Origin of the sequence: Sphingomonas sp. 66-10 (assembly GCF_001897045.1) — a bacterium.
Lineage (GTDB): Bacteria > Pseudomonadota > Alphaproteobacteria > Sphingomonadales > Sphingomonadaceae > Sphingomonas > Sphingomonas lycopersici.
Genome location: NZ_MKRR01000169.1, coordinates 30,826 through 35,213 on the forward strand (window position 1 = coordinate 30,826; position 4,388 = coordinate 35,213).

At 63.6% G+C, this 4,388-nt stretch carries 5 protein-coding genes and 1 pseudogene; 5 read left to right on the top strand and 1 reads right to left on the bottom strand.

The genetic code is table 11. From position 1 onward, the window contains the following. The 4 genes from BGN95_RS26845 to BGN95_RS26860 all read left to right on the top strand — a co-directional run. Positions 1 to 437 (top strand): sensor histidine kinase (locus BGN95_RS26845; protein ID WP_286774606.1); only part of this gene is annotated, 437 nt, incomplete at its 5' end. Between the two features lie 192 nt (positions 438 to 629). After that, complete coding sequence (locus BGN95_RS26850) at positions 630 to 1,268, top strand: response regulator (RefSeq protein WP_286774607.1); 639 nt, start codon at positions 630 to 632, stop codon at positions 1,266 to 1,268. A gap of 239 nt (positions 1,269 to 1,507) precedes the next feature. Further along, entirely contained in the window at positions 1,508 to 2,026 is a 519-nt protein-coding gene (locus BGN95_RS26855) for a winged helix-turn-helix domain-containing protein (protein ID WP_286774608.1), read from the top strand. Between the two features lie 144 nt (positions 2,027 to 2,170). Then, a complete protein-coding gene (locus BGN95_RS26860) occupies positions 2,171 to 3,124 on the top strand; it encodes an aldo/keto reductase (RefSeq protein ID WP_353744757.1) in 954 nt (317 codons plus the stop codon). Positions 3,125 to 3,139: 15 nt separating this feature from the next. On the opposite strand, the pseudogene BGN95_RS26865 reads toward BGN95_RS26860, so the two are convergent. Further along, positions 3,140 to 4,036: pseudogene (locus BGN95_RS26865) on the bottom strand (NRAMP family divalent metal transporter); the annotation flags it as partial. A gap of 29 nt (positions 4,037 to 4,065) precedes the next feature. Here BGN95_RS26865 and BGN95_RS26870 point away from each other — a divergent pair. Beyond that, positions 4,066 to 4,344, top strand: coding sequence for a hypothetical protein (locus tag BGN95_RS26870; RefSeq protein ID WP_286774609.1), 279 nt, complete (start codon positions 4,066 to 4,068; stop codon positions 4,342 to 4,344). Positions 4,345 to 4,388: the final 44 nt, after the last annotated feature.

Below are 4,388 nucleotides of genomic sequence, written 5' to 3' on the forward strand. Positions count from 1 at the left end.
TCGAGGGGCCGCAACGGGAGCTCTACCCCGCAATTGCCGATGAACTGCTGCGGATCACGGACGAGGCATTGTTCAACGTCTCCCGCCACGCACGCGCGCGCAAAGTATCGATCATCGTTGGTTATGGTCCAGACGCGCTTGTCTTACGCATCATCGACGACGGAATCGGCATTGCACCGGAGATCGTCGCGCAGGGCGGCGTCGCCGGTCATTTTGGGCTCGTCGGCATGCGCGAGCGGGCGGAGAAGATCGGCGGCCAACTGACCATTACCACTGACCCGGCCGGCGGGACGCTAGTAGAAGTAAAGGTCGCTGCCGAAATCGCCTATGCCGACAGGCCTCGACGGAGATCGCTGACCTGGTGGCGCCGATTGGCGGCAAAACGCAATGGTGATGACATAATGAGCCGGGCGGCTTGCGGTCGTTCATCTCCGTGAAGCAGGGTTAATTTTGGTAGCGTGACGACCTTGGACCGATACTGGCTGTCGACGCGCGTGAGGCGAAAGGGCTAAGTCCGGGCGACTAGGCACGCTAGTCGAAGTGACGGTCGGTGGCCGATTTTGCCCACGCCGACAAATCGCGACCGATCTGGCCAGCCTGGCGGCGTCGGTTGGCGAGGGGATGCAGCGATGGATGACTCAGCAACCGCCAATCCCATTCGCGTGATGATCGTCGACGATCACCCGATGATGCGCGACGGGGTCGTCGGATCGATCAAGCGGCAGCCCGATATGGTCGTGGCCGCGGAGGTCGGCGATGGCACCGCCGCGATCGCCGCGATCGAGACGGCCAATCCCGACGTGGTGCTGATGGATCTCCAAATGCCCGGCATGGATGGGGTCGAAGCGATCCAGACGATCAGCAAGAAATATCCGCAGGTCCGTATCCTGGTGCTCACAACCTATGTCGGCGATGCGAAAGCGTTGCGTGCGCTCAAGGCGGGCGCCAACGGCTATCTGCTCAAGAGCGCGATGCGAACCGATCTGATCGACGCGATCCGCGCCGTGCATGGCGGCGGACGCCATATCCCTCCGGAGGTCGCGACGCAGATAGCGGTGCATGCGATCGGGGAAGCCCTGACCGAGCGCGAAATCGAGATTCTGTCGCTGGTGGCTGCCGGCAACCCGAACAAGCAGATCGCCTGGCGGCTAGGCATCTCGGAGGACACGGTAAAGGCGCATCTCAAGCGCACCTTCGCCAAGCTCGGGGTCGCAGACCGAACGCATGCGGTGACGGTTGCCGCCAAGCGAGGGATCATCGAACTTTAGCGATTCCGTCAACGGTGTGTTGGCCGGAAACGATTTCGCCTGGCTATCACTCAAATGGGTATTCTGGCTTCCCCGGTTTAGGGCCATGGACCGATGGCGGAGCTGAAGCTTATTCTGCTGCTATCGGATGGGGCGACACTGTCGAACGCATTCCAGTGATCCGCCGCCAGCGATGGGCTGCCATGATAGTCCGGATGCGGACTGGTCGGTCCATGCGCCAAGGCTGGAGGAGTGTCGAAATGCCGACTGCTGCTTCCGAACCTGCTCCTGGGGCGACTCGTTCAGCGGAGCACGCATTCAGTTTCGACCAAGCCGGGCCGGTCCAACGCTGCTTTGCGTTCGGCCCGTTCCTCCTGAGGCCGGAACAGCAGTCACTGCTGAAGCGGGACGCGCCCGTCAAAATCGGAGGGCGCGCACTCGATATCCTCACGGCACTGGTCGAGAAACCGGGAGAATTGGTGGACAAGCGCACGCTGATCTCGCGCGTCTGGCCGAACACCTATGTCGAAGAGACCAATCTCAAGGTGAACGTGGCTGGCCTCCGGCGAGCCCTAGAGGACGATCCTTGCTTGCCGCGGTTTATCGCGACCGTCGTCGGTAGGGGTTATCGCTTCATCGCGCCGGTCCGTGCGACTGGGTCGTCCGGACCAGCTTCAGGCCCCTACCGCTCAGGTGAGGTGCCCAGCCTCGTCGAGTTACTCGACACCATCAATGCCCTTCGGCAACATCTCACGCAGATCTCGTCGCCCGGAGGATGAAAGAGGCGGCATTTCGCGCGAGAGGAGCAATGTTCGGGCGGATCCCGGAACCCCGGGCGCCGCAGCAAAAAATGGAGCGAAACCATGTTCCTCAAGCAGATCCTTCCAGGCCGGCTCGGCTTCGGCGCCGCGCCACTCGGCAACATGTTCCGCGACATCCCGGAAGACGAAGCGCTCGCGACGGTGGATGCGGCCTGGAACGACGGCATCCGCTATTTCGACAACGCGCCCTTCTACGGGGCGGGCCTGGCCGAGATCCGCATGGGCGAGGCGCTCGCCGCGCGTCCGCGCGAAGACTATGTCATCAGCACCAAGGTCGGCCGCATCATTCTCGACGAGGTCGAGGACGTCAGCGCACGCGATCTTGGCGAGAAGGGCGACGTGTTCAAATATGGACGCCCCAACCGCATCGTGAACGATTATTCGGAAGATGCGACGCTGCGCTCGATCGAAGACAGCCTGAAACGCCTCAGGACCGACCGCATCGAGATCGCCTGGGTCCATGACATCGCGCAGGATTTCTACGGTGACGAGTGGCTGTCGATGTTCGAGAGCGCGCGCAGGGGCGCGTTCAAGGCGCTCGACCGCTTGCGCGATGAAGGGGTGATCAAGGCCTGGGGTCTCGGCGTGAACAAGGTCGAGCCGGTCGAGTTGCTGCTCGACCTCGACGAGCCGCGCCCGGACGGTTCGCTGCTCGCCGGCCGCTATGCGCTGCTCGACCATGATCGCGCGCTCCAGCGGCTGATGCCCAAGGCCGAGCAGCGCGGTCTGGGTATCGTCGTTGGCGGCCCCTACAGTTCGGGCGCGCTCGTCGGCGGCCCGAACTTCGAATATGCGCCGGCGACGCCGGCCATCCTCGACAAGGTCGCGCGGATCAAGGCGATCGCCGATCGATATGGCATCAGCATGAAGGCGGCCGGCCTGCAATTCTCGCTTGCCCACCCGGCGGTTGCGGCGGTGATCCCCGGGGCCAGCCGTCCGAGCCGTATCACCGAGGACAGCGCCGCGCTGAACGAGGTCGTGCCCGCGGACTTCTGGATGGAATTGCGCCGCGCGGGGCTCATCAATCCGGAGGCACCGGTCCCCGGCAACATCTGACAGACGAAGCGCGCTTGCCGCCTCGGCCGCGGTGTCGATTTGCGTGATGCCGGCGGAATGCAGGGTGACGGCGGTGGCGAGAATGATGAAATAGGATGTGGCGTCCGAATAGAGCATGCCGCTCCACGTATCCCAGCGGATCCGCGCCAGTTCGGCCGGCGCCTCATGCGGCGCATCAAGCAACGGCGCGCCTCCGCGCATATCCTCGACCTCCTCGGAGGCCTGCCAGAAGAAGAGATAGGGACTGATCGTCGTCCCGAAGATGCCGACGATCATCATCGCGGCGGTGCCGTCGAGGCTGATATGCGGCAGAAGCGTCTGGCGCATTGCCATACCCCAATCGACATGCACGACGAACAGCACGGCGACATAGGCAAGCAGCGAAAATGTCAGCCATTTCAGATAGAAGACATAGCGATGATAAGGCACGAGCACCTGCAGGAGGAGCGTTGCGGTAACGAACAGCGCGGTCATGAGATGGCGATCGAAGCCGAGCACGAGCTCGGCCGCCTCCCCCATTGCGGCGATGTCGGCGGCGATGTTGAAGATGTTCGCCAGGAGCAAGAGCAGGACCAGAGACCGAAGGACAAAGGGCGGAAAGACGCGCCGGATATTGGCGGCGAGGCCCATGCCGGTGACCCGCCCCAACCGCGCCGTCAGTTCCTGCACCGCCGACATCAGCGGATAAGCCAACGGCATGGTCCAGAGCAGGCCGAAGCCGAACGCGGCGCCGGCCTGCGAGTAAGTGGCGATGCCGCTCGGGTCGTCGTCCGCAACCCCGGTTATAAGCCCCGGCCCGAGCGAACTCAGCGGATGGCGCAACCAGGGATGCCGCTCGAACAGTCGGTCACGCCGCCGGTCCCCGCTTTCGCCGCGATCGGAAAGGCCGTTTTCGTCAAGTGGCCGTGACATGAGGCTCTTTCCGTCTGCGCTGGAGGAGCATGCGCCTGTCGTCACGCTTTGCACGTCGGCTGGCTGGCCGGCAGGGCGTGACTCTAGGTTTCGAATCCGGTCATCGTCGGCCGCTCCCCGACGAGCGTCGCACAGGTCTCGGCAGCGGCTTGCCGGACGCGCTGGAGCTTTTCGGCAGCGGCGGCGGCGGGCATGTTGGCGACGACCTCGTCGAGCATGACATGTCAGGCGTGGAGAGGTCCACGCGAACTTGGCCGAATGATCCAGACATTCCGATCATGGGCGGAAAAATTGAGTACGCAATCTGAGGGCGGCCCTAGCGCCCCAGTTGCGGGCATTGCCGGGACTATGG

Excerpts from the sequence above, each read along its gene's own strand:
- BGN95_RS26850 (WP_286774607.1), top strand. The coding sequence starts at position 630 with ATGGATGACTCAGCAACCGCCAATCCCATTCGCGTGATGATCGTCGAC.
- BGN95_RS26855 (WP_286774608.1), top strand. The coding sequence starts at position 1,508 with ATGCCGACTGCTGCTTCCGAACCTGCTCCTGGGGCGACTCGTTCAGCG.
- BGN95_RS26860 (WP_353744757.1), top strand. The coding sequence starts at position 2,171 with ATGTTCCGCGACATCCCGGAAGACGAAGCGCTCGCGACGGTGGATGCG.
- BGN95_RS26870 (WP_286774609.1), top strand. The coding sequence starts at position 4,066 with ATGCGCCTGTCGTCACGCTTTGCACGTCGGCTGGCTGGCCGGCAGGGC.